The sequence below is a fragment of the uncultured Chloroflexus sp. genome, from assembly GCF_937951745.1.
GTDB lineage: Bacteria > Chloroflexota > Chloroflexia > Chloroflexales > Chloroflexaceae > Chloroflexus.
The window spans coordinates 24,939-49,737 of record NZ_CALFBQ010000027.1 but is presented as its reverse complement, the minus strand read 5'-3'; the positions used below and the strand labels follow the sequence as shown (position 1 = coordinate 49,737).

Annotated in this window: 20 protein-coding genes; 18 read left to right on the top strand and 2 right to left on the bottom strand. The window is 58.2% G+C overall.

Going from position 1 to position 24,799, the window contains the following annotated elements; translation table 11 throughout:
* Positions 1-103 precede the first annotated feature (103 nt).
* The 13 genes from Q1A59_RS07360 (at position 104) to Q1A59_RS07300 (ending at position 18,021) form a co-directional block, all read left to right on the top strand.
* On the top strand, positions 104-1,744 hold the full coding sequence (locus tag Q1A59_RS07360) for a CTP synthase (RefSeq protein WP_298402907.1): 1,641 nt from the start codon (positions 104-106) through the stop codon (positions 1,742-1,744).
* 273 nt (positions 1,745-2,017) lie between these two features.
* Positions 2,018-3,310 (top strand): vanadium-dependent haloperoxidase, encoded by a 1,293-nt coding sequence (locus Q1A59_RS07355; protein ID WP_298402908.1) that lies wholly within the window; start codon positions 2,018-2,020, stop codon positions 3,308-3,310.
* Between the two features lie 259 nt (positions 3,311-3,569).
* Positions 3,570-4,388: a hypothetical protein gene (locus Q1A59_RS07350; protein WP_299644636.1), complete on the top strand. Its 819-nt coding sequence runs from the start codon at positions 3,570-3,572 to the stop codon at positions 4,386-4,388.
* A gap of 95 nt (positions 4,389-4,483) precedes the next feature.
* Positions 4,484-8,455 (top strand): SdrD B-like domain-containing protein, encoded by a 3,972-nt coding sequence (locus tag Q1A59_RS07345; protein ID WP_299644633.1) that lies wholly within the window; start codon positions 4,484-4,486, stop codon positions 8,453-8,455.
* A 12-nt stretch (positions 8,456-8,467) separates the two neighbouring features.
* Positions 8,468-9,028, top strand: coding sequence for a hypothetical protein (locus Q1A59_RS07340; RefSeq protein ID WP_299644630.1), 561 nt, complete (start codon positions 8,468-8,470; stop codon positions 9,026-9,028).
* A gap of 222 nt (positions 9,029-9,250) precedes the next feature.
* Positions 9,251-9,661, top strand: coding sequence for a TadE/TadG family type IV pilus assembly protein (locus Q1A59_RS07335; protein ID WP_298402913.1), 411 nt, complete (start codon positions 9,251-9,253; stop codon positions 9,659-9,661).
* Between the two features lie 9 nt (positions 9,662-9,670).
* Complete coding sequence (locus Q1A59_RS07330) at positions 9,671-10,183, top strand: TadE/TadG family type IV pilus assembly protein (RefSeq protein ID WP_298402915.1); 513 nt, start codon at positions 9,671-9,673, stop codon at positions 10,181-10,183.
* 24 nt (positions 10,184-10,207) lie between these two features.
* Entirely contained in the window at positions 10,208-11,014 is an 807-nt protein-coding gene (locus Q1A59_RS07325) for an SAF domain-containing protein (RefSeq protein ID WP_298402917.1), read from the top strand.
* A 91-nt stretch (positions 11,015-11,105) separates the two neighbouring features.
* Complete coding sequence (locus Q1A59_RS07320) at positions 11,106-12,308, top strand: CpaF/VirB11 family protein (protein WP_298402919.1); 1,203 nt, start codon at positions 11,106-11,108, stop codon at positions 12,306-12,308.
* 71 nt (positions 12,309-12,379) lie between these two features.
* The gene (locus Q1A59_RS07315) at positions 12,380-13,639 is read left to right on the top strand and encodes a ParA family protein (RefSeq protein ID WP_298402921.1); all 1,260 of its coding nucleotides are present in this window, start codon (positions 12,380-12,382) and stop codon (positions 13,637-13,639) included.
* A gap of 310 nt (positions 13,640-13,949) precedes the next feature.
* Positions 13,950-15,935, top strand: coding sequence for an ATPase, T2SS/T4P/T4SS family (locus Q1A59_RS07310; protein WP_298402923.1), 1,986 nt, complete (start codon positions 13,950-13,952; stop codon positions 15,933-15,935).
* Between the two features lie 163 nt (positions 15,936-16,098).
* Positions 16,099-17,016 carry a hypothetical protein gene (locus tag Q1A59_RS07305; protein ID WP_298402925.1) on the top strand — a complete coding sequence of 306 codons (918 nt, stop codon included), beginning with the start codon at positions 16,099-16,101 and terminating at the stop codon, positions 17,014-17,016.
* A 252-nt stretch (positions 17,017-17,268) separates the two neighbouring features.
* Positions 17,269-18,021, top strand: coding sequence for a hypothetical protein (locus tag Q1A59_RS07300; RefSeq protein WP_298402927.1), 753 nt, complete (start codon positions 17,269-17,271; stop codon positions 18,019-18,021).
* Positions 18,022-18,088: 67 nt separating this feature from the next.
* Here Q1A59_RS07300 and Q1A59_RS07295 read toward each other — a convergent pair whose 3' ends face one another.
* Together Q1A59_RS07295 and Q1A59_RS07290 are read right to left on the bottom strand one after the other, a co-directional pair.
* A complete protein-coding gene (locus Q1A59_RS07295; RefSeq protein ID WP_298402929.1) occupies positions 18,089-18,649 on the bottom strand; it encodes a dihydrofolate reductase family protein in 561 nt (186 codons plus the stop codon).
* Between the two features lie 32 nt (positions 18,650-18,681).
* On the bottom strand, positions 18,682-19,758 hold the full coding sequence (locus Q1A59_RS07290; RefSeq protein ID WP_298490141.1) for a DUF2034 domain-containing protein: 1,077 nt from the start codon (positions 19,756-19,758) through the stop codon (positions 18,682-18,684).
* 136 nt (positions 19,759-19,894) lie between these two features.
* On the opposite strand from Q1A59_RS07290, the gene lspA (Q1A59_RS07285) reads away from it, so the two are divergent.
* From lspA (Q1A59_RS07285) to Q1A59_RS07265, 5 genes are all read left to right on the top strand, one after another.
* The gene (lspA, locus tag Q1A59_RS07285; protein ID WP_298402931.1) at positions 19,895-20,404 is read left to right on the top strand and encodes a signal peptidase II; all 510 of its coding nucleotides are present in this window, start codon (positions 19,895-19,897) and stop codon (positions 20,402-20,404) included.
* Entirely contained in the window at positions 20,404-20,985 is a 582-nt protein-coding gene (gene lspA, locus Q1A59_RS07280; RefSeq protein ID WP_298402933.1) for a signal peptidase II, read from the top strand. The genes lspA (Q1A59_RS07285) and lspA (Q1A59_RS07280) overlap by 1 nt, the downstream gene beginning before the upstream one ends.
* Positions 20,982-21,932 (top strand): RluA family pseudouridine synthase, encoded by a 951-nt coding sequence (locus tag Q1A59_RS07275; protein WP_298402934.1) that lies wholly within the window; start codon positions 20,982-20,984, stop codon positions 21,930-21,932. Before lspA (Q1A59_RS07280) ends, Q1A59_RS07275 begins: the two co-directional genes overlap by 4 nt.
* Before the next feature lie 89 nt (positions 21,933-22,021).
* Positions 22,022-22,951, top strand: a complete 930-nt coding sequence (gene mdh / locus Q1A59_RS07270; protein WP_298402935.1) for a malate dehydrogenase — start codon at positions 22,022-22,024, stop codon at positions 22,949-22,951.
* A 60-nt stretch (positions 22,952-23,011) separates the two neighbouring features.
* Entirely contained in the window at positions 23,012-24,799 is a 1,788-nt protein-coding gene (locus Q1A59_RS07265) for an ATP-binding protein (protein WP_298402936.1), read from the top strand.

Sequence of the window (24,799 nt, the reverse complement as noted above, 5' to 3'; positions counted from 1 at the left end):
TGGCATGCAATCCGCTTCGGCACAGTGCAAGCGAGCGCCAGCGTGGGTCGGTTCAACCGAAGGTTGACCGACCCACAAATCTTTATGCAGGGAGCATTTGTCTATGACAAAGTACATTTTTGTGACTGGCGGTGTAGTCTCTTCAGTTGGCAAGGGAATTGGTGTGGCTTCGATTGGCCGCTTACTCAAGAGCCGTGGCTTCACCGTCTCGGTCATGAAGCTTGACCCCTACCTCAACGTCGATCCCGGTACGATGTCGCCCTACCAACACGGTGAGGTGTTTGTGACGGTCGATGGCGCTGAGACAGACCTTGACCTTGGCCACTACGAGCGCTTTATCGATGTCAATCTGAGCCGATTGAGCAATGTTACCACTGGCCAAATCTATTCGGCGGTCATCGCCAAAGAGCGGCGCGGCGATTATCTGGGTGGCACGATTCAGGTGATCCCGCATATTACTAATGAGATCAAGGCTCGCATCGGTGCTTTGGCCCGCAACAGTCAAGCCGATGTGGTCATTGTCGAAATTGGCGGCACCGTTGGCGATATCGAAAGCTTGCCCTTTCTTGAGGCCATCCGCCAGATGCGCAAGGACGTTGGGCGCGACAATATCCTCTACATTCACGTGACGTTGTTGCCCCACATCAGCACTGGCGAGCTGAAGACCAAGCCGACCCAGCATTCGGTGATGGCGCTGCGTAACGTAGGTATCAGCGCCGATGTTATTCTCTGCCGGGCCGATCGCCCGATTGACGATGATATTCGCGAGAAGATCGCCTTCTTTGCCGATGTTGATGTGCGCGCAGTGATCCCGGTGCCAACCGTCGATTCAATCTACGAGGTGCCTTTGGTGCTCGAAGATATGGGTTTGGGCGATTATCTGGTCGAACGGTTGGGATTACCGGCGGCGACTCCCGATCTCGACGAATGGCGGGCGCTAGTAGCGCGCATCCGGCAAGAGAAGCGGCGGTTGCCGATTGCCTTGGTCGGCAAGTATGTCGAATTGCACGATGCCTATATCAGCGTGGTTGAAGCCTTGCATCACGCCGGGCTTGAGCAGTCGATCGATGTTGAAATTCGTTGGGTTGCCGCTGAAGATGTCGAGCGTGAAGGTCCCGCCAGTTTATTGTCAGGCGTCTACGGCATTCTTGTGCCCGGTGGATTTGGTGAGCGCGGGATCGAAGGCAAGATTGCCGCCGCCGACTATGCGCGGGTGAACGGTATCCCGTACCTTGGCTTGTGTTTGGGCATGCAATGCGCAACGATCGCCTTTGCTCGCCACGTGCTCGGCACCCACGATGTCAACAGCACCGAATTTAACCCGCAGACCGCCCACCCCGTGATCGATCTGATGCCTGATCAGCGCGATATTACCGAAAAGGGCGGCACGATGCGGCTTGGTCTTTACCCTTGCGATCTGGTGCCGGGCACCCGCGCCCACGTGGCGTATGGTTGTGATCGGGTGGAAGAACGTCACCGCCATCGCTTTGAATTTAATAACCGCTACCGCACCATCTTAGAGGCGGCTGGGCTGGTAATTAGCGGCATCTCGCCCGACAAGCGGCTGGTTGAAATTATCGAACTGCGTGACCATCCGTGGTATGTGGCCAGCCAGTTTCACCCCGAATTCCAGTCACGTCCGGGTAAGCCACATCCACTTTTCCGGGGTTTCGTGGCAGCCGCAGCCCAAACACTGCTCGCCGGCGAAGCGCGCCAGTTGCCGTTGGTGGAAAGTGCCTCGTAACCTTTGTTAAAGCGTATAACCTGATAAAGAGCTCCTCTCCACAATTGATGAGAGAGGGGCTGTTATGTCTTTTCAATCAGTATGTCGCGGTTGTAGCAGCGCGCAGATGGCAAATCTCTTGCGCGCGCAGCGTCACCTGCACTGAGCCGCCAACTGCTGCTTGTTTACCCCAGAGTGAGACATTCAACAATTGCTCGAAATTTCTGCGAATCCTTTTGGCATCTCGCGCGGTTTCATATATGAGCACACATTTTTGTACCGCTGAGGTGTCGCATGCGATTCGTCCACCTGTTCGTCTTGCTCTTCGTCCTGACCGCCTGCGCTGCGCCATTGACCAGCGCCCCCGAACCATCCCGGCCCACGCCAGCGCCTACCCAAGCTCCTGTGGCGAGTGGCAGGCTAATTAGCCCATTGAAGCCGCGGCTTTGGTTAATGACCGATACGAGCGCGGTATTAGCTGCCGCAGCAAACGCACCATTTGCCGACTTGCCGCCAGCGCCACCAACGAACACGGCACACACAGTTGCCGTCGAATGGCTCAAGACCACGCTCAAATTAATTGCCCGTGATGGGCTGCCGCCCAATCGGGCCGCCCGTGAATTGATGCTGGTATCGGTGGCGCTCAACGATGCATTAATGGTCGGGCGTGAAGCCGCACAGGAGCAGCCGGTTGATAACCCTGCGCTGCTGGCCGGCGCGATGTGGCCGGTGTTGCGCTATCTCCATCCCCAACACAACGAGATTATTGAGGGGTATGTCTACGTGTCACGTTGGCATGGGCTGTGGCTGCGCGATCCGGTGCCGCCGGAACAACTCGCGCGCAGCTTCCAGATTGGGCAAGCGGTGGGGCACGAGGTGGTCGCGTGGGCGCAGCAGGATGGCAGCAATGCGGTGTATGAGATTGCCTTGCCGGCAAGTGGTGGGTGGAACACGAACAAGCTCCCGCTTGACCCGCATTGGGGCACGGTCAAGACGGTTGCCCTGCCCGCCGGTGATGCCATTGTGTTACCGCCACCGCCAGCGTGGGACAGTGAAGAGATGGAGCGCGAACGCACTAACTTTCGAGCAGGGCAGAAAGTGCTGACTGATGAGCATCGCGAACTGGCATGGTATTGGCACGCCGATGTGGGTACCGTCACGCCTGCCGGTCTCTGGTTTGAGACGGCGATTACGATGGCGTTAGTCAACAAGCTCGATGAAATGCAGACGGCGTCGCTCCTTGCCCATCTCGGCGTCGCGATGCACGATACTGCTGTCGCGTGTTGGTATAACAAATACCTGTATGGCTTCCAGCGGCCCGAACAATGGATGGCTGAAGTCGATCCGGTATGGCAACCGGTGTTGCCCACCCCACCCCACCCTTCGTACCCGTCGGGCCATGCCGCTTTTAGCTCGGCGGCGGCCAATCTGCTAATTGTCACCTTCCCACACCACAAAGACCTGCTCGTCGAGCGTGCCGCTGATGCTACCCGCTCACGAATCATCGGTGGTGTGCATTGGTTTATGGATGGCATGCAGGGAATGACCTTGGGCCGTGATGTCGCGCGGTATGTACTTACGCGCTAGGATAAGGAGCTTTACGATGTCTTTCCATAACCGTCGTCATCCTATGCTGTTTCTTTTCCTTGGCCTGATCTGGTTCTGCTCTTGGGTAGTGCAACCAGTGGCGGCGCAGTCAGAGATAATTATGTACGTATTTCGTCAAGTTCGTAGTGATGGAAATGTTATCGTAGAATTTTCGCAATTACCGGTTGGTTTTAACGAGGTGCGTTGGCGCTGGAATGAGCCGCCTACTGATGCAGACCCCTAGCAGCCGATAGTTTTTGTGTATGCCGGCTATGGCAATATCATCATTCAAGCGCCGCCAGATACTGGGGTTGTGTGTCAGCAATATGAGCTACATGCCCAGATACGTGATCAAGGGGGTAACCTTATTTCACTTCAGGGAGGGTTTTTCAAGGATAACTCGGTGGATGTTCAGATAAACTTAGTCACGCCGCAGCGAGCAATGAGCGGATATACCAATCAAGATACAATACTCGTCAGCATCATTGGCGATAATGAGTGTGCTGGACTGCGAGATGGAGGTATTAGCATTGATCAGACAGTCTTGTATATCTTTGAAGCGGATGTTCCGGATCGATATGAAGCGGAATATCCCTTGCCAGCGGTGGAACGACCGATTAGCCTTTCTATGGCCCTGTTCGATCGGGTTTCAAATGTAGTTGTACACGATGTCTCTATTGTGCGCGATGTAACGCCGCCAACACTGGCAGATATTCGTGCCACAGCGACAGTTGTCGAAGATGGCACAAGATTAACTATTACCGGGCAATTTAACGATGCACATGCTCCTCTGCCGTGGGCGGTTGAGTGGCAGTTTGTTACCTCAGATGGTGTTGAACTTGGCGAACCGGTTTACCACGTGTTGGAGGCGTCTGAAGTGCAAGCAGGGTCAGCAGCGACACTCGCTGCCACCAGCACGCCATTTGGACTAAACGTGTTATTCGAGGCACCACCACAACAAGCCTCAGCTTTACGTATTCAATTGTTTGATCGCGCCGGCAATGGTCGAGCGATTGATCCAGTGATGATTACATCCACCGTCTCGCATACTGTCTACGTTCCCCTCGTTGGCCGATAAAAGACCGTTGTTCGCAACATAGTTTGCACTCACTGAGTGACGCGGTGCGCGTCGCTATAGGTGAGTGCATGCTTCAAACCGACGCAGGAGGCACCGTGAACAATCGTATCCCTATGTGTCGCCATCTACGCTGGTTGATTGGGTTGGTTGTGGCCATCCTCTTTGTAACGTTACCATCACTGACACCGTTACCGGCTGTCGCTCAAACCGGTATAACCGGCTTTGCGAGTGTGGTGCCTTGCCTAAACGACGATCTGTCGCTAGCGACGACCTGTTTTGCTGACACCATCTATGCACCGGTGTCGGCGAATGATCCGGCACTTGTTCGGGTAACGATAAGTGGGGTTAAACAGCCACTTGCGCCAATTGGCACAACTAATGCCGGACATCAACAACGCATTGCCCAACATACCGGTATTGGTTCAGTCTACGGTCTTGCTTACGATGATGGCGCAATTAGCGGCATGCCACGGTTGTTTGCCTCCGCCTTCACCCGCCGATTTACGAGTTTTGGCCCACTTGGTCCGGGTGGAGTCTATGAATATCGCTTTAACGAAGGTCAATGGCGGGCGTCGTTTGTTATACCCAATGCAGGTCAAGATAGACTTTCGCCGGATCGGAACGATACAGCCGTATTGAGTGCAGTCGGCAAAACTGGATTGGGTGATATGGAGATCAGTCCAGATGGAGCTACTCTGTACATCGTAAACCTCGCGGCACGACACATTGAACGCTACGATATTACCCAAGCGCTTCCCCGTCGTTTGACGCCAATAGCCATACCTTTCCAGTTAATTAGCTCAGATCAGCGAATTCTACCCAATCTGCGTCCTTTCGCCCTCGAATTTGCACCTATTTCGGATAATCGTAGTGTGCAATTGTTTGTTGGCGTTACCGATACTGCGGCTTCATTTGGAAAACCTTCAGCCCATGTGCTTGCTTTGACGGTTGATACAGGTGACTGGAGCTTGATTATCACGCAAGAACTGATGACTGAGACGTTCCAAAATCGTTTCCGCTCTTCAACGTACATGGAGGTATTGCGATCGTTAAAACCAAATGATCAGATTTATGGCTGGAATCCGTGGAATGAGCAACTCGAAAGATTACAGGTATATCGAAAAAGTCGTGCTATTTTTCATGCTCAGCCTTTCCTTACCGATCTTGCGTTTAGCCCTGACAATCAGTTCTTACGTCTCGCCTTGCGTGATCGGATTGGTGACCTGACCTTCTTCGGTCCACCGCCTGTTGAACACTATACCTCTATCAGCCAAGGCGATACGCTTAATTACCAGTTGATGCAGGGAGCGTGGACGCTTTCGCTCTCGAACGGGTCGCGTATCGATCTAGTTAATCCAAATCAAACAGATCATAAGTACCTAGCCGATCATAGTGACTGGCTTAACGATCATATACATCACTACTCTGGGGAGCATCCAGCCCACGTCGAGAACCACATGGGTAGCCTCCTCGCCATTCCGCGTCCTAATGGTACAGAAACGATAGTCGCCACCTCATTGCTTGGTAACAATTCGGCTGGCTTGATGATGTATGAGGCGAACCAGCCACATCCATCTCGAACCATTACCTTAATCCCGCCCGGTAGCAATAAATCTACATCATTAGGCGATCTGGAACTCCTTTGTACGTATGCGTTTATTAGCGGTCAGCTTTGGCATGACACTGACGGGAATGGCATTCGTGATACGAATGAACCGCCGCTAAGCAACGTAAAGCTTGAAGTAATGGCTTCGGATGAACCTTTGCCGCTAGGTGCAGTCACTACGGCGGCTGACGGGAGTTATACCATCGCCGTGCCGCCGAACCGTGCATTGCGAATTCGCGTGGCACCGACTGAGTTTGCGGTTGGCCGCCCGTTAGCCGGCATGGTGTATGCGCCTATGAATGCTGGTGCCGATGATACCCGTGATAGCGATGCCCATCCGGTTTTTGGTGTGGTTGAGTTTGCCGGCCAGCATACCGGCAATGGCGTGACCGGCGCCGCATTGCCCCTGCCATTGCGCGAAGAGACGGTTCGTCACGTCGATATCGGCCTGACCCGCCAATTTCAACCGGCGACGATCGGTGATTGGGTTTGGCTCGATCACAATGGTAATGGTGTGCAAGACACCAACGAATCCGGTATAGCCGGCGTGGTGTTGCGTCTAGAGCGATTACCCGGCCCAGCACCGGCGGTGCAACCCTACCCCCGCACCGTTGTGAGTGATGCCCAAGGTCGCTATGCCTTTACAAACCTCGAACCCGGTCGATACCGTGTGGTGGCAGTGTTACCGACAGAGTATTCCTTCACGTCGTCTGGTCGCGGTGGTAATCCGCAGCGTGATAGCGATATTGACCAACAAACCGGCTCGAGTGCAGTGATAGAGCTAACCCACGGTGCGATTCGACCTGATATTGATGTTGGGTTGCTGGGCCAAACTCACATGGATCTCCGTATCTCACTACATGGGTTGGCTGAAGCAATTGTTAATGATGAACTGTCCTATACGATGACCTATCACAATACTGGCAATCGTACCGCTGCCAACGTCGAAGTGCGGATGGAGTTGCCGTCTGGGGTAACGTTTCTCAGTGCTAGTCGGCCACCCAGCCAGAGTGGTTCGGTACTGGTCTGGCAATTTGCGCAGCTTGCACCCAACGCAAGCGGCACGATCGAGGTTCGTGGGCGCGCACCAACCGCCCTTGGCGCCAGTCTGAGTCAGACTATTACCGCTGTGGCGACAATCAGTGCTAACCCGCCAGACAATGATCTGACGAACAATCGTGCCAGCCATCATACCCGTCTCATCAGAGCTGAACTTAGCATCAGCAAAGAAGCGCCGGTAGCGGTGCTCAGCGGTGATGCACTGTTCTACACCCTGCGGGTGGTGAATCGCGGCAGCGCACCGGCGGCTAATGTGACGATCGCCGATCCCTTGCCGGCGCAGGTTGATTTTACTAGCATCTTGCGCGCACCGGCGGGAACATGCCGCTACGAAGGGGCGCAGCATACATTGCGCTGCACGATTAGCAGCATTGCGCCAAATGAAGAGGTTATTGTTAGTGTGCAGACAAAGCCACGGCCAACCGCAGCCGACCGGCTTGATAACCGGGCCACTGTCACGACCACGACTGCCGGTGACTCACTGACAGATAATACGGCGACGGCGAGCACGGCCCATGTGCGTCCCAATCCGTCAGTCAGTCTCGCCTTTGCGCCGGCGCCGGCAGCCGCGGGTGAGGCGACCGAGCTGGTGGTTGGCTACCGCAACCTTGGCAATGGGCTGGCTCGTGCTGTGACGATCACGGTTGATGTGCCGAGCACAGCGACGCTCACCACCTTGCCGCCGATCTGCCAGCGTAATGGCTATCAGCTAACCTGTGCCCTTGGCGAAGTGCTGCCGGCGGCGAGCGGCGAGTTGCGCATTGGTCTCACTCTGCCGGCGACGATCGCGGTTGATCAACTGGCGGCGCAGGCCACCATTGCGACGACCACCCCCGAACTACCCGCGTATCAGGCTGATAACACGGCCAGCGCCATGGTCACGATCGTGCGTCCTAACCCATTTGTGCAATTGCGCGCGCCTGCCAGCATTGTCGGGCAGGGCAGCGTGTTTGCCTACACGATTGACTACGGCAACCTGTATCGCCGTCGCCCTGTCCAAACTCGCGCTGCTGCTAATACGATGCTTGAACTGGAGCTTCCGGCTGATGTGCAACTAGTGGGGTCTAGCCGTCCGTCTACGAGCCAAACCGGTCGCCGATTGCGCTGGGATCTAGGGACGCTGAATTCGCAAGCTGCCGGTATTATCGAGGTTGTGGTGCAGACGAGCGTGCCTGCCGGCGCGGTCTTGCCGGCGACGGCCCGCATCTCGACCAGCACGCCAGCGGATGATCCCGTTGACAATGTCGCCGCGCTTACGATCAATGTGGTGCCGCCGCCCTCTACCATCGGCGCAGCAGGTGGTGATTTGCGGGTGGCTATTCGCTCGACGCTCGATCCGGCGACGAACGACGCGAACCAAACGAATGGTATTTACCTCTCGGATGGCACGGCAATTGCGTAGCCATCGGGCGAGGTGCTTGATCTGACTCCGCAACTGGCGAACCTGACCTTTGCCGATGAGCCATTACCGTGGCCGTATGCCTACCAAGCGCGCGTCGTGGGTTGGAGTTTGGCCGAGGTTGCAGTGGGTGGGCAACGCTTTGATCCGCGTGCTGCCGACAGCCGCGGCATAGCCGGTTGTCGTCCGGGAGCGCGCCCGCTTCTCACCCCGCAACTGCTGACCGGCTGCATCTATCGCTATCTTGGCGGCCAGAGCCGCGATCAGCTTGGCGCCAGCGTGCTACGCGAACGCGATCTCGATGATCAACTCCATCTCTACTGGAGCCGCCCGCCGGCGCCGGCGATGCGCCCTGATGTCTACCTCTACACGGCTGACGTGCTTGATCGCGCCCGGCTCACGATTCAGATCGAGCTAGAAGTGCAGATCGTCAATCAAGCGCCGGGCAACATTGGCGGGGTGCCGCTACCGCCAGTGCGGGTCGCCCCGCTGCCCAATCCGGCGCGCCAGCTTGTAACCGGTCAGATCGAGATCAACCTGCTGGCGCCGCGCTCACTCGTTGCGCCGGGCAATTAATTGGCCATCCGTTGCGGCAGGCAATGCTCGCTGGCGCTGTCTGCCGCTAATCGACCCACACGATGAAAACGAAACGCTTACGTAACCGTTCACCACCCAATAGTGATGATCACGCTGCATGCTTACAAGCTTTGATGTGAGGAAAGGAGGGTCGTGCAATCAACCCAACCGCTTCGTTCGTCATGTTCGGTCTAGGCAAGATGTAGCGAAAGGATTTGCGCGATGCGACAAGCTCACCGGCGCGGCCAAACCCTCATCGAGATGGCGCTAGCCTTGCCGATCTTATTGACCTTGGTCGTCGGTCTCTTCTCGATCGGTCAGATACTGCTTACCCACTATGCCGTTAGCCAAGCGGCGCGTGCAGCGGCGCATCAGGCCGCACTCACTGGCGGCAATCGCACCGTTACCGAAACGGCGGCTCGTCAAGCCTTGGCCGGCAGCCTTGGGATTGAGCCGACCGCGAGTGAAGTGGTGATCTCGTGCCCGCGCCAGCCGTGCCGCCGGTATGACCCGATTACGGTCGAGGTTCGGTATCGCGCCGCGCTATGGATGCCGGTCGCCCTGTTGCCCTTCGGCGACGAGATCGTGGTACGCGCTCGCGCCACTCGCGCAGCCGAACGTGATCAGCAGTAGGAGGCCCGCATGCACTGTCGCCGTTTGGGTCAAGCATTGCCGCTACTGGCATTGATGTTGCCGGTGTTGGTGCTCTTTGTGATGGTGGTGATCGAGTTTGCCAATCTCTGGCTGGCGGTGGCGGTGATGGAAGATGCACTCCAGCAGGCTACCCGCTCGGCGGTGCAGCAGATCGAGTATGCCGCTTTAGCGCGCAATGGGCAGGCCCTGCGTGGCAACCGAACCTGCCAAGCGGTGACCATTCACGCTCCTAGTCAGTGCGCGGATATTGTCAAAGTAGCGCATCAATTTCTGCTCGCCAACATGCAAGCGACGCAATTGACCGGGATTGATCCGGTTTCGCTGGCAGCTACTGCGCGCTGGACAGTCTTACCGCAAGGCGGGGCATGCGCTGGCGTAGCTAGTGCAACGCCACTGCTTTGCGCCGAATTGCAACCAACTCTGCGCGGATTATTCGGTTTGGGCGAAGTGCGTCCTCGCATCCGCGCGGCTGACACCATCGATCGTTTGGGCCAACCGTAAGCTCGTATCGAAAGGAGAACTCGTATGTCTGCTCTTGGCACGCTCAATCAGGCGCTCGCCCGTCGCCGTGCCAATCCGCTCCCGGCGATCTTGATCGGTCTCGGTTTGATTATCACCGCTGTGTTCACCGTGCTGGCCTTTCTAGAAGCTGGAAGTAGCGAGCCGGTTGTCATTCTGGCGCGCAATGTGCCCTACGGCCAGCGGCTAAGCGCCGACGATCTGGCGGTAGTGCTGTTGCCGCGCCATCGTCCGGCCCAACTGGCGGGGATCAGTGCGCCATCGCTTGCGGTTGGCCAGTATGCGACTCGCAATCTCGCCGCCAATGATCTGTTGCAACCGTCGATGATCACGGAGCGTCCGCCGGCTCAGCCGGTCTATCCGAATGGCGAGGCCTTGACGCCGGGGATGGTGCCAGTGCCGTTTAGCACTGAAACCATTGGCCCGCTGACCCATCACGATCGGCTCAATATCGGTTTCAATGATCCCAACGGTTCGCCCGATGTGTGCGATCAAGCGCGCAGCGCCGCCGAGGGCCGCGTGCCAACGGTGCAGCCGCCGGCATCTCCTTTGCCGTTGCGTCCGTATGCTTGCCGACTGCTCAGCGGCGCGCGCGTGCTCTATGTCGATGCCGAAGCGCAGGTGGCCTACCTCGAACTGACCCCGTACCAATCGCATGCGATTTGGGCCTTGCAAGCCGCTGGCCTGCCGCTGTGGGGCGAACGTTACAGCAGCGATGCGCCGATCTTACCCGTGCTTGAGCGGCTTGACATTGGCCAGTTTACGGTAAGCGAGTTGACTGCGCCGGTTATGCCCGCTGAAGCCGATAAGTAGGTGCTGGTGTGGGCGCACGCGAGTGCCATGGCTATGGACTGCGGCAGCTCGGCTGCCGCAACCGACAAGGATCACGGAAGGAGGTTCACTGATGCAGAGCGGTTGGGATACCTTGACGCACACGCCGGCTTCTTTGCCAACCTCTGGTGCCGCGATCGTCGACGAGTTGCGCATGCTGCTGCGCAGCGGGCGTTTACGCGATTGCTGGCATCTGCCGCCGGCAGAAGCCTTCGCGCGGCTCGGTTTTGATGGCGCGATCCAGTGGCATGAGGTGGCATGGTACGGCCCGCTCGAAATCTGGCGCGATCCGGAGCATGCGGTCTCGGACATTCTCTTCAACGGCCCGCCCGATTCGCCTTTCTTTGTTGTCCAACGCGGCATGATGGTCAACACCGGCGTGATAGTCCATCCGGCGTGGATTGAGTGGACGCAACGCCAACTGGTGCAACGCTGCCATGGCGGCGCTGTTGAGGTGCCAGCGTTTGCCCAAGGCGTGGTGGATGGTTTGCGCTATGCAATCACGAATCAGCGGGCCTCCCCAGCCGGTCCAAGCCTTTCGATCCGGCTGTTGCCCGAACGCTGGGCAACGCTCGATGATCTGGTGCAGAGCAATGTGATCAGCCGTGAGGCGAGCGATTTGTTGCTAGCAGCACTGAACGGCGGTGCTTCGCTATTGATCGCAGGGGCAACTGGCAGCGGCAAAACAACGCTGGCGGCGGCGCTCAGCCAAGCGATCGGGGCGCGGATGCGGCTGGTGGTAATTGAAGATGGCGGCGAGTTGCCGCGAAGCGCGAACAGCTTGCACATTGAAGCGCCGGCTGAAACGGGCGGTTTTAGCCGGGCGGTGACGTTTGCCTTGCGCCAAAAGCCCAACTACATCATCGTTGGTGAGGTGCGCGGCGGCGAAGCAATGGCGATGTTACAAGCCGCCGCGACTGGCCACCCCGGCTTGGGCACCATCCATGCGGCGACCGTGCAGGGCGCGTTGCGCAATCTAGAGCGGATGGCGCTGATCGGCTTGGCCCACGAGACGACCGGCGCCGGGCAGGCGGCAGCGCAGATCGTGCGCGGTCTGATTACCTCTGATGTGGTGAATCTGTTGGTAGTGTTAATTGGGCGTGCTCCCAACGGGAAGCGTGGTGTGTTGGCCATTGAAGAGGTCTTGCCGCAAGGGGCACAAGGCCAGAGTGGCGATCCCTTCCCGACTAACCCGCTCCTCCGTTACGACCGCGCCAGCGAACGGTTAGCGCGCGCCGGCTACGTCAATGCCGGATGGGGAGCGGGACGGTTGTAGCAGCATAGCGCCGCTGTGACCAACCACCCACAACGATGGTGGTTTATCAATTCTCAAAAGGAGCAACCCCTATGGAACTTATCATCTTTAGCGCGATCGATGGTTTGCAGGCTGAAGTTGAGCAATTGCGTGACGTAGCGGTATTAGCGCCATCACGGATCGATCAGGTGCAACGGTTGCTGGCCGGTTCACGACCGCCAGATGCCATCTTCCTTGACGATAGTCGCGGGACACCGCTGGCCGATCTGTGGGATTTGGCCGCTCGCGCCCAACAGGTGGGGACACGGGTGATGCTGGGGTTGGCCGGCCCAGCGCGGGCAGCGTTGCCCGATGCGTTGGCTGCCGGTTTACCGGCGACCGCTGAACGTAATCCTGCGACGCTGGCCGATTGGATTGGTGCGCAGATTGGCCGGCGGCGCGGGGGTGGCGCGCAGCGCCTGCCGGTGATTGCGATTGGCGCTGCAAAAGGTGGTATTGGCAAGACCTTCGCGACCTGTGTGTTGGCTGAAGGACTGCGCCGGCGCGGGCTTGATGTGCTAGTGTGGGATAGCGATATCTCAAACCCCGGCTTGGTGCCGGCGTTTCGCATCCCGGCTAGCGCTCCGTCCTACCTTCATCTTGTGCAGCGCGGGCCGTCATATTGGAATCCGACTGGTATTCAGCCTTTCATCTTTCAGCCTGAACATACTCGTGCCAATCAGCAAGGGTGGGGGCGGATCGACTTGCTGATCGGTTCGCATGCGGTGGCGCGGGCCGAGAATGATCTACGCCTGCCCGATTGGCAAGGGCTGTATCAGGGGATTGTGGCGCTGGAAGGGTACGATGTGGTGTTGATTGATACCCCGCCTGACTATCTACGTCGGCCTTATGCTACCCACGTTTTGCAAGCCGGTGGCAGCGTTATCTTGCCCACCCCGCCCGGCGCTCGTGAACGCATGGGTGTCGGTCACATGCTCGAACACTTTACCGAATTGGCCCCAGAGCGGCTCGAACGTTGCTCACTGCTCTTTATGGAGCCGGAGCGCGGGGTAACGGTGACGATCAGCATGGTGGCTGATCTCTTTGCCCGCCGTTACCCGCGGGTGGGCAATCTCGGCGTTTTGCCGCGCGAACCGCGCCTCGCCAGTCTTGCCGATGAACATGATGGCTACGTTTCGATGCTCGATCTTGGCCCGCAAAGCCGGTTTGCCCGCGCTACCCATCAGGTGGTTGAGTCGCTGTGCGCGCATGCCGGCTTGAAGCCGCGCCTGCCGTTGCCGCGGGTTGGTTGGTGGGTACGGTTGAGCGAACAGGTGTTAGGCCAGCGCGCTGCTGCGCCAGCGCTGTCGTAACGCTGGAGTGGCGGGCTTGGCAAGGTGTATGCCTATTGTTGCGCGGGGCGTAGCCCTCGCCGTCATCGTGCGCAATATGGATCAGTAACATCGCTGCGATCAAGCAATCAGCCAACCGCACTGTCGCCAACGCGACGCTCATGCGCTTCATGGTCGGTGTTGCCGCTCCCTTTTAGGTATGCTTTTCACTTTTGGGAGGGATGGCCTTGGGTAGGAGGCACCGGCATTGCTAGTCGCCTGCCCGCCCTGAATGACCTGAGCCGCCCGGCTTGGGTAGCTAAATGCGAACCACTATAGATGGAGGAGATACATGCATCCTGCGTACCGGCCTCTCACAGTGATTGAAGAGGGTGGGTTGGCCGATTTGATGCCGCAGCAGACAACAGTCGATCCGGCGGCGACGGCGTTGCAAGCGGCGCGCGAGATTCTGCTCGCCGAGCTGCCACCCGATCTGCTTGACCCGGTAGCGCCGGCTGCCGAGCGTGATCCGGCGGTGCTGCGCGTGCTACGGGTTGCCATCGGTACCCAGACCGAACGCGGCGGGCCGTTGGCTGGTTTGCCCACCGACGATACCAGCCTGCTCCGCCTCTTTCACGATACGATTGGTTGGGGACCAGCCCAACCCTATCTGGATGACGAGCGGATCCAAGAGGTGAAGATTATCGGTGACCGCATTATGGTGCAGGAAGAGGGGGCTGACTTCACCCTTGCGCCGGAACGCTTTAGCTCGCCGCGCCAAGCGCTGGATCGCGCCTTGGTGCTGGCGTCGCGGCTGGCAGTGCCGCTCGACCGCAGCCGCCCGCAAGATACTTTGCCGCTTGCGCACGGTACCCGTATGCACGTGACTATTCCGCCGTGTACACCTGACGACACTGCGCTGATCTGTATCCGGCGCGGTCGTCGCACTGCGTGGACGCTGGCCGATATTTTGCGTCGCGGCGCGTGTGATGAACCTTTGTTTGCGCTGCTGCAATTGCTGGTGCGCGCTCGTTGTTCGTTTCTGATCGCCGGCGAGACTGGCTGCGGCAAGACGGCGCTGCTGGAAGCGATTGTCAATTCATGGCCGGGTGAACCGCACGTGATTACAATCGAAGACAACACGCTTGAAATCAACGTTCGCCATGCAGCGTGGACGCGCGAACTGGTGCAGACTAGCCTCGATCCGTTGGCGTTTGGGCGAGCGGCGCGGGAAGTCTTGCGCCAGACGCCTTCACTGGTAGCGCCGGGTGAGACACGCGCCGCTGAAGCTGGCGCTATCCTCGCGGTCGCTGTCAGTGGCCATGCGGTGGTCACCACGATTCACGCGCGCACAGCCTTGCGCGCCTTGAGCCGGTTGGCTGACTGTGCCGCGATGCCGGGGGCGTACCTCTACGAAGGCCGGCGCACTAATGCGCTGGAAGACATCTGTGACAACTTCAATGTCGTGATCCATCTCAGCCGCGCGGCTGGTCGTCGCTATATTGATGAGGTGGCGTTGCTCGATGGCTGTGACGAGACGGCTACAGGCTTGCGGCCAAGACTTATCCGCTTGGCATGGGTTGAACCAACCGCTGATGGGGTGCGCTGGCATTGTGCGGCCCGTGCTGATGGAGATCGGTTGGTCTGGCGTGGCGCTGATCAGACGCCTGAGCTGCTGGCGCAACGTCTGGCGTTGCTCAAGCTAGCCGAGCGGCCCCGCGCCGTGGCGAGTAGCCGGGCCGTAGTTGATGAAGCGTTGGTACAAGCTGCGTTGGCCCGCCAAGCCGGTGCGTCCGAGCGCGCGTTGGCCATCTTGCGGCGGGCATGGGCTGAGCGCAACGATGAGCGGTTGGTGCATGCGGCCCGTCAGTCCCTTGCCATGGATCCACGGCGACAACAACAAGCGGCTGAGGCGGCCCGTGCCGCGTATGAGCAGATCAATACGGCCTTGGCCGCGCGACGCTGGGCGGTGGCAGCGACGCTTTACGACGAGCTGAGTTCCGATCTCGAACGTTACGCCGCGTTTGCGCCAGCCGGCGGCTGGCCGGTGTTGGTAGCGGCAATCGCTGTCGGCCAGCGCACCGATCACGAGGCTGGTGTGGCCATTAACCGCGCTGAACAGGCATTGGCGCAGGGCCGCGCCCGCGATGCGCTCGATTTGTTGACCAACTTTGAACCGGCGCGCCTCAGCGATGAGACGGCGTTGGCATTGTTGCACGCGCGTTACGCTGCGCTCAATGCACTTGTTGCTAGCGGTGAAGTCGGCACAGCGGCATTGACGCCGGTAGCCGCCGCGTTGCGTATGCGTGAAGCAGCGTTGCAGGCGCAAAGTGCGTAGCGTAAATGCAACCGCAGGGTGCCTGCGGTCATTGCGAGGCATAGCAGGGTATTGCAACGCCATGCCTTGTCAACTGAAGTAATCGCCCGTGAACACGGCAGACATCTGCTCGCTGGTACCAGCAGATTCCGACAGATTGAGTAAGTGAAAGGGTTCAGCCAATATGGAAACACTCACCCATCCCGAAACAGCGTGGCTGCTGCGCGCAGCACCGGCGTTGCTAGCCGCACTGATCACACTGACCGCAACCTTCGTTTTGCGCCAACCGTTGGCGCGCTGGCTGGCCCGGCTGGTCCAGCAGCGATCGCCGGCGGCGCTCGATCCAGCCTTAGTGTGGCGTCCAGCACTGCTAAAACCGGCCACGGCGCTCTTGATAGCTGCCGGCGCAGCAGCCCTTGTGAGTGCAGTGCTTGGTTTCATCGGTTCCCTCTGGATGGGGTTGGCGGCAGCACCGGCAGCAGCGGCGCTCGCAGTACGGGTAGGTTTTGTACTAGCCTCTCAGCGCTATAACCAGCAGCTCGAGCGAGAACTGACTCCCGCGATTGGCCGGCTTAGTGCCCTGCTCGGCGGCGGTTTGGGATTGCGCACTGCGTTCGAGCGGTTGCTCGCCGATATGACTGCTGGCCCGTTGCAGAGCGAATGGTCGTGGCTGATCCGGCAACAAGGTGCGCCTTTGGCCGATGGCAGCATTGCCACTATGCGCCAAGTGATTGCGGCACTGGCCGGGCAAACTTCGGCGGCCCGCCATGCGACCCTGCTCAACCACCTTGCTGTCGCCGCCGACCAACCGCAAGACCTGCAAGCCCGCCGCTGCGCTGCGGCCTATGCCGCCTTGCAAGCCTCGGAACGTCGTCGCGAAGAGGCGCTTACCGAGCTGGCCCAGATGCGCTATAGCGGTTTGGCCGTTGGCGGGGCCGGTGTATTGATGGCTGTCTACTTGATTGCCACCCAGTGGGAACGAGTGCGCATTGCGTACAGCACCCCGCTGGGGATGGTCTTTGCAGTGATGGTCGGATTGGCCCTGCTGGCCCCCATTGCCGGCGGCATCTGGTTCTCGCGGGTGGAAGATGTGGAGTATTAGGGCGGGTTAGCGAGTATGGCATATGTCTTGTCGGTAGGTGAAATCGGGCAATGCTACGGAGTGCGGCAGTCTTGCCGCCGCACGCGGTTGACAGTGCGCTACCCAAAGCGCCAGCAATGCTATGGAGTGCGGCAGTTTGACTGCTGCACTCCACAATGGCCCGCTTTGCCACCTATCTCCAGCTTGTGGGAACGGCGCGAGAGGTGAAGTCTGAGGAACCAGATGAAGATATGTTCGAAAGGAGTACGATACATGCCTCATGTCCTAACTACTCCCGCTGCGCCGGCGTTGCTGGCCGCGTTGTGCGGCGCGCTGCTGGCTGCGCTTGGCGTGGTATTGCGCGGGAAACCCATTGCCACACCATCGTTTGACGAACGGCAACGGTTGATCATCGGCCAGACCGGCGGCACAGCATTGGCATTACTCTGTGCGGGCGCGGCGCTCAGTGGCGGCCCGATCTGGCTCGGCTTGGCGCTGGCCGCCTATTTGGCGCTTGGCTTGGTGTGGCCGCGCCAGCCGCGCCGCGCCCGTGAGCGCATGGAGCAAGAGCTGCGCCGGTTGACGCCGGGGTTGATAGGCTTCATCCGCGTCGCGCTTGGCAGCTTTGAAGCGCCGAGCACGCTCTTGCGCCGCTACTGCGCACAGGCCGCGCCGCGCCAAGCGCCTATGCGCGAAGTGGTCGCCACCGCGATCGAACTCGGTGAAGAGCAGCGCATGCGACCCTTTGCGGCGCTGGCCGAGGTTGCCCGCCGCTATCGTTGCCGTGAGCTGATTGATGCCACTGCTGCGCTGGCTCAAGCCGAAACTGAAGGCACGCCGGTTGAAATGGTGCTGGCTGCCCAACAACAGACCCTCGAAGCGTTGTTGCAAGGCGAGTTTCGTCGCCTCATCCGCCGGCGCACCATGTACTTGCTCTTGTTGGCCGCGATCAGTCTCGTGGTTGGGATTTTGTTGAACTTGCTGTTTGTGATGGTGGTGGGCAGCGAGGTGTTTGCGTTGTGGTGATATTTATGGAGTGCGGTAGTCGAAACTACCGCACTCCATATCAGCGTTTGTTAACCGGGCCGGTACTTTAACAACCTAAGAAACGGCTTTCTTGAGGAGCTGCCGGCTCAATCCGGTAACTCAGCCAGACGATTCCGGATTGTTCATACCGGCGTTGCTCCGTGAGCGTGAGCTGGCGTGATGGTCCCGGCGCGGGCAAGAATGGGATGCCATTGCCCAATAACACCGGCGCGATAGCTAGCTCAATTGTATCAACCACATCTAACGCCAACAAGTGGCGAAACAGCTCGCCGCCGCCAAACAGCCAAATGTCTTTGCCGGGACGCTGGCGCAACTGTTCAATAGAGTGATGGCTCAGTTCGTTGATGATGGTCACGTTTCGATGATCAGCCGCCGTGAGCGTGGTCGAAACCACAACCAGCTCTTTGCTGGCGTACAACTGGCCATACTCAGGATCGGCGAGTGGTAAGCCGGCAAAGGTCTTACGCCCCATCAAGAGGGTTTCGAATTCGGCAAACAATGCGCCGAATTCGATCGCCGGCTCATCCGGAATCCAACTCGTGTCGCCTTGCGGGCCGGCAATATACCCATCAAGGCTACAAGCTACCTGATACCGGATACGGCGCATCTCTACCCTCCTCCCTATCTCCCCTCCCGGCCTCAATTCGACGCAATCACCGGCAACTCCGCCTCAATTGCCGGAGCGAGCGTCAGGAGTGTGCGATGCACCCAGCCCTCTTGCTGGCGGGGGTTAATGATTCGGATCCAGATCCCATCGGCGCTTCGCCCAAGCAAGATCACTGTTTCATAGGCATGGATATGGTCCAAGACTGTGCCTTTCAAGTTTGGCTCAGCCCGCACATTGCCGCCGTTAAACACGGTGGCGGTTGGAAGGGTTGGGGTCGGCGTTGGTTGTGGTGTAGCCGCCAGTTGCGGGGTGCGGGTAGGGCGTGGGGTGGCGGTCGCTGACGCCGCTTCCGCTACAGTCTGGTTAGATAATGGCGCATTAGCGGTGATGCCAAAGAAGCTGGTTTGCCTAATCTGTGCTTCGGCATTGTTCACAGGTAGGCCATCAAACAAGAGTGCAACCCCGGCTAGCACCAGATTTAGAACCAGTGCGCTGGCGAATAAGAGAGCAGTTTGGCGGCTGCGCTGTGGTTGCTGCGTTGCTCGCAACCGTTCCGCTTCGTCAATGCGTTGCAACAGGATCCGGTCGTCCCACAATTCAACGGCTTGCCCGCGTGCTTCGAGCTGTGACTGGCGAGTAAAGGCACTGGTTGCCACTAAGATGGCGCGATCCGCTTGCTGAATTTGCAGCGCGCCGACCAGATCGCGCACGTATTTGGGGCCGACCGGTTTTGTGTAGCGTTTGCATTGAATGATAAAGCGTAAGCCATCGCGCTCGGCGGTGATGTCTACACCGCGATCGCCGCTGCCGCCTCGCACCGTGACCTTCTTCCAACCCAGATCTTCCAACAATAGCGCAACTCGCTGCTCAAACTCACTCGGTGAAAGATCAAGCAACTGCTGGCGGCGTAACTTTTGGATGCGCTGTTCGCGTAACCAGTGGTTAATAAAGAAGACAATCGTCATCCCAGCAACCATCACGGTTATCGTCCATAACAAGGGAAGCGATAACAAGATGCTGCCCAAAATCACCCCAATTGCTAACAAGCCACTGATCGGGTCAAACTCCTCGCTAGCAGCGCGGGAACGAGTGTTAGAACGTCGAGTCACGCCGGAAGCTCCTGTCAAGTACAACGAGAACACATAGTACAAATATATTAACAAAGCGTTATTACCCATCCATTTCCAGCGCCCTACGTTATAATGAGATAAAACGAGATTGAATTCGTGAGGAAGGGATGCAATCGTGAAGTCACTGGTGCAAGCTCGCTGGATCACGCCATTGCTCGTCGCCGCGCTGGCGGTTGCGCTCGATCAAGCGTCAAAGCGCTGGATCGTCGTCACCCTTGGCCCTGAAACGATGACCCGCTTTATTCCGCTGATTGGCGACGATGTCCGGCTGGCGTATTCACATAATACGGGGATTGCGTTTAGCCTATTCCAAGGCAAGTCAGATATGTTGACCATCGTGGCGTTGGTGATCATTACCGGCGCGATCTATCTCTATGTGACGCAATTGCCCAACCGGCGCCGGTTAGTGCAGATCGCGATGGGGTTAATCCTCGGCGGCGCGTTGGGCAATGTGATCGATCGGATCCGGTTGGGGTATGTGGTCGATTTTATTCAGGTCGGTTGGTTCCCAATCTTTAATCTCGCCGATAGTGCGATTACGGTTGGTGCGGTCCTCTTGATGTTGCAATACGCGCTTGATGAGATCGCTCTCCGCCGTGTGCGGCAAGCGATGATGTCACAGTGATGGCGATGCGCACCCGTTGGATGTTGCTCTTTCTGGTGGCGCTACCGATCTTTCTGCTCGACCAACTGAGCAAGGTTTGGTTGAGCGATGTGCTGATGCGTACCAATCGCCCGATTCCACTGCTCTTTGATTGGGTGCAGCTCGCCTATCACGAGAATACTGGAGTTGCCTTTGGCCTCTTCCCCGACCAAGGCGGTGTCCTCTCGGTTGGCGCTGGCTTGGTGCTCATCTTGCTGGCCTACACGTATCAGCACATCCTCCCCGCTGAGTCGCGGTGGGTAACAGTTGCGGTCGGATTGATCTTCGGCGGCGGGATTTCCAACCTCTTCGACCGGATCCGGCAGGGGTATGTGGTTGATTTTATTCAGATTGGTTGGTGGCCGGTGTTCAATCTAGCCGATAGCACGATCTCACTCGGAGTCGCGGCATTGGCCTTTCACATCATCTTCATTGGCGATGAACCGGCACCAGTCGAACCAGAGCCAGTTGATGATAGTTTGCTCAGCGAGTTGTTGAGCCATGATCCCGAAATGCCACTGCCTGCCGAGCCGCGCAATCGCAATTCGGAGTCGCCGTCATGAATGACGCCAGTACATTGGAATGGCTCGATTCTGATGAGCGGGTGGTGATCGTTCCTGCCGAGGTAAGTGGTGAGCGGATCGACCGGTTTTTAGCGGCGACCTTGCCCGATCTGTCGCGGGCGCAAGTGCAACGCTTAATCGAGCAGGGCATGGTGCTCTGCGCGGGCCGGCCTACTCGCGCCAGCCAGCCGGTGCGCCCCGGGATGGCCATTCACGTCACCATTCCACCGCCCGTACCGACCGAACTGGTGGCCGAACCGATCCCGCTTGACGTGGTGTACGAAGATGCCGATATTGCCGTGATCAACAAACCAGCCGGCATGGTCGTGCATCCGGCACCGGGCCATGCGCGCGGCACGCTGGTGAACGCCCTCTTGGCCCGCTACCCCGATTTGGCGATTGGCGGCGAGGTACGCCCCGGCATTGTCCATCGTCTTGATCGCGACACGTCTGGCTTGTTAGTCATTGCCCGTCACGATGACGCCCTGCGCGCGTTGGTTGAACAACAACAGGCGCGACGCATGCGCAAAATCTATCGGGCGCTGGTGATCGGGCGACCGCCAGTCACTGGCACGATTGATGCGCCGATTGGCCGCGATCCGCGTGACCGGCTGCGCATGGCAGTGGTGAGTGATGGCCGCCCGGCGCGTACCCATTATCGGGTGATTGCGACTTTTGGCGATTATAGTTTGCTCGAAGTGCAACTCGAAACCGGTCGCACGCACCAGATCCGAGTGCATTTGCGCCATCTCGGCTATCCGATCGTTGGCGATCCGGTCTATGGCCCGCGCCGCGCGCATCTGTACCTATCACGCCAGTTTTTGCATGCCGGCGAGTTGGGCCTGTTTCACCCGCGTGATGGGCAATGGCGGCAATTCACTGCGCCCTTGCCGCCCGATCTGTCGTCCGTTCTTAACCATTTACAAATGGTTGCATCCACGCACTAAGCTCGCAATATGCTACAATGCGCAGGGATGGCAACGACGCACTCCGTCGCATTCCATAACTGGCGCCGCGAAGATGTGAGGAGACAGTTATGCGCAAGAAAATTAGCATTATCGGGGCAGGGTTTGTTGGTTCAACTACGGCGCACTGGCTGGCTGCCAAAGAGTTAGGCGACATCGTGCTATTGGATATTGTCGAGGGTGTGCCACAGGGTAAGGCGCTTGATCTCTATGAGGCAGCGCCGGTTGAGGGGTACGATGTGCGGGTGATCGGCACGAACGATTACGCCGATACCGCTAATTCCGACGTTATTGTCGTTACCTCCGGCGCACCGCGTAAGCCGGGCATGAGCCGCGAGGATCTGATTAAGGTTAACGCTGATATTACCCGCGATTGTGTTAGCAAAGCGGCGAAGCTCTCGCCAAACGCATTCATTATTATGGTCAATAACCCGCTGGACGCAATGACCTATCTGGCGGCTGAGGTGAGCGGTTTCCCCAAAGAGCGGGTGATGGGGCAGGCCGGTGTGCTCGATGCGGCGCGCTACCGCACCTTTATTGCCATGGAGGTTGGTGTTTCGGTCGAAGATGTGCAGGCGATGCTTATGGGCGGCCATGGCGATGAGATGGTGCCCTTGCCCCGCTTCTCGACCATCGGCGGCATTCCGGTGAGCCATTTCATTGCGCCTGACCGGCTGGCTCAGATTGTTGAGCGCACACGCAAGGGGGGCGGCGAGATTGTCAACCTGCTTAAGACCGGCAGTGCCTACTATGCTCCAGCTGCTTCGACGGCGCTGATGGTGGAGGCGATTTTGAAGGATAAGAAGCGAGTGGTGCCGGTGGCAGCGTATCTGACCGGTCAATACGGTTTGAACGATATCTACTTCGGCGTGCCGGTAGTGCTTGGCGCTGGCGGGGTCGAGAAGATTATCGAGTTGCCGCTCAACGAGGAAGAGATGGCGCTGCTGAACGCCTCGGCGAAAGCAGTGCGCTCAACGCTTGAGACGTTGAAGTCGTTGTAATCTCAGCACGGCGGCGGCGCGCTAGTTCGTGTCGCCGCTTCACTGTTTGCGAATACTGTTATGGCCAGTTCGGCGCAATCGTCAATGCAATCATCGTCATCACCACGCACAACGTCGGCATGGAGTCCACTCGGTGGCGAGCGCTTCTATGCGATGGCGCGCTGGGTCATGATTATCTTGCTCGGTGTTGTCACCCAATTCCTGACTAATGGTAGTCTTTGGCCGATCAATGGCGCACTCGAGGCTTTAGATTTGATCTTTTGGCTGTATGCCGGCTTTGCGCTAATTTTTACCTTGTTGGCGTTTGTGCCCCCCGCTGCCGGTCTCGTGAGCCTGTCGTACCTGTTTGATATTGCCTTCATTTCGTTGATGGCCTTTTTGGGTGGCGAGCGGGTTGTGATCTTTTTTCCGCTCTATTTGGTGCCGCTGACCTATGCTGCCATCCGACAGCCGCTCCACATCGGCGTCCTTTCGGGCGCACTGGCCGCCGTGGCGTATATTGCGGCGTTCATCGGCTGGCGCCGGCTGATTGCGCCTGAAGCGTTGATGACTATGCTCGATTACGTGGCGCTGGCGTTGCGTGGCTTGACACTGGCGATCGTGCCATGGGTGACGGGGAATCTGGCTGAACGCCAGAGCGAAACTAATCGCTATCGCGTTGCGCAGGCCCAACAAGAGGCTGAACGGGCGTTGCAAGAGGCAAATGTCTACCGCGATCAGATGCGCTCGCTCTACCAAGTGGCGCTGGCGTTGGGATCGACCGCCGATTACCGGCAGGTGCTTGATGCGCTGCTGCGTGAAAGCCGTAAAATTGTGCCCTACCGCGCTGGTGTGGTGTTACTCTCCTCTGGCCAGCCGAATGAGCTGTATGTCGCCTTTGGCTCCAATCTGGCGCCGGGTGATCTGAATCGTACCTTGCAGATGGATGCTGGCTTGGCGGTGGCATTGCGCGCCAATACGGCCCAGACAATTACCTCCTTTGCCCAGTTTCCGTCGTTGCAAGAGATCAGTGCGCTGCGTGATTGTGTCTCAGCGGCCCTGATTCCCCTCCAAGTGGGGATGCGCGCCTATGGTCTGTTTGTAGTTGCCACCGATTACATGCTGCAAACGGATCAGACCGAGATGTTAATGGCGTTGACAAATTATGCCATCGTTGCGCTGCATAATGCGCAACTAATTTTCGATCTCAAAGAAGAACGAGAAAAGTTGCTCTCGCGCGAAGAGGAGGTGCGTCACCAGTTGGCGCGCGATCTGCACGATGGTCCGGCCCAATCGATGGCCGTCATTACGATGAAGGCCGAGTATATTAAACGCCTGCTTGATCGCGATCCGGCTCAAGCGTTGGCCGAACTTGATGAGTTGAGCACGATTGCTAAGCGTACCAACTATGAGGTGCGCACAATGCTGTTTGAGCTGCGCCCGCTAATGCTCGAAACGCAGGGCTTGAAGGTGGCGTTAGAGCAATATCTGGATCGGTTGCGCGCTAAAGCCGGTAAGACGGCTATCATTCTCGCAGCCAGCGATATTGATCAGCTCCGTCTCGGTTCAAAAGTGGAAGGCGCGTTGTTTAACATGATCCAAGAATCAGTCACCAATGCGATTAAGCACGCTAATGCCGCTCATATTTGGGTACGTTTGCGGCAGGTGCAAGATAAGATGCTGGAAGTGGTGATCGAAGATGATGGTGTTGGCTTTGATAAAGCGGCCTTGCTCAAAAGCTATGAGAAGCGCGGTAGTTTTGGTCTCTTGAATATTGATGAGCGGGCCCGGTTAGCCGGCGGTCGGGCCGAGATTGATTCGACACCCGGCAAGGGCACGCGCATCACCATCTTTGTGCCGGTTGAATAA